We start from the raw sequence: 1,160 nt of genomic DNA, 5'->3' as shown, positions 1-1,160 counted from the left end.
CCTTCCTTGGTGCGGCGTTCGACGTAGTCGCGGGTGCGTTCGTCGAAGCGCATGCGGACCAGCACGATGGTGTGCAGAGCATTGTTCGCCGCCCGGTCGCCGCCGCGGTTGAGCCGGTGGCGGTGGGTGCGCCCGGAAGAGGCCGGGATCGGGGCGACCCCGGCCAGGTGCGCGAATGCCGCCTCGGAGCGCATGCGTTCGGGGTTGTCGCCGGCCGAGGCCAGCAGCTGCCCGGCGGTCTCGGGGCCGACGCCGAACAGTTCCAGCAGCGCGGGGGCAGCCTGCTTCACCAGCGGCCCGATCTCGCAGTCCAGCTCGGTGATCTCCTCGTCCAGCGCCTGGTGACGGCGGGCCAGTCGGCGCAGCGACGCCCGGGTCGCCGCCAGCGGGCGGGACAGGTCGTCGCCGGGCCGCAGCCGGGCGAGTGTGCGTATCAGCACGGCCCGGTCCAGCCCGGCGACCTGCTCGCGCAGCATCGCGGGCGCGGAGACCAGCAGGCCGCGGATCTGGTTCATCGCCTGGGTGCGGGCCTTGACGGCGCTGCGGCGGGCGATCCGCAGGACCCGCACCGCCTCGACCACGCCGTCCCGGCTCTTGGGGACGCCGGTCGCCCGGCCGGACAGTACCGCCGTCGCGGCAGCGTAGGCGTCGATCGGGTCGGACTTTCCCTTCATCCGGCGGGTCTTGCGGTCGGGGCGGTCCACGTCGATGACGGTGACCCCAGCCGCCGTGAGAACCCGGGCGAGTTCGGCCCCGTAGGCGCCGGTGCCCTCCACTCCGACCGCCGTCAGCTCGCCGTGGGAACGCATCCAGTCCAGCAGGTCGCGGTAGCCGCGGATGGTGGCGGGGAACTCTCGGTCGGCCAGGTGCCGGCCGATCTGGTCGATCACCGCGGCGTAGTGCGTCAGGCCGTGGGTGTCGACTCCGCCGGTGATCTCCCGGGCTGCGTGCGTCATGCTGGTCGTGTCCGTCCTTGCGAGTCCGTTCCGAGGGCGGCACGCGCCGGTCGGGCGGGTGGACAAGACAGTGACGGGGCTTCTGGACCAAGCTCCTATGAGGTCACAAACGCCCGTCCGGCCGCGTGCATGGCGGCCCCGCCGATGAACCGACAAATCCCAAACAGGACAGTCGATGACGTCAGTCAGTAGGCGAGTCAGGCT

1 protein-coding gene is annotated in these 1,160 nt (G+C 72.1%); it reads right to left on the bottom strand.

Annotated features, from left to right (window positions below; all coding sequences use genetic code 11):
- Window positions 1–956 (bottom strand): IS110 family transposase (locus ACFC02_RS42765; RefSeq protein WP_376368471.1); only part of this gene is annotated, 956 nt, incomplete at its 3' end.
- Window positions 957–1,160 lie beyond the last annotated feature (204 nt).

The sequence above is a fragment of the Streptomyces sp. NPDC056160 genome, assembly GCF_042268205.1.
Lineage (GTDB): Bacteria > Actinomycetota > Actinomycetes > Streptomycetales > Streptomycetaceae > Streptomyces.
The sequence above is the reverse complement of the archived record's forward strand: the minus strand, read 5'-3'. Positions and strand labels throughout refer to the sequence as shown.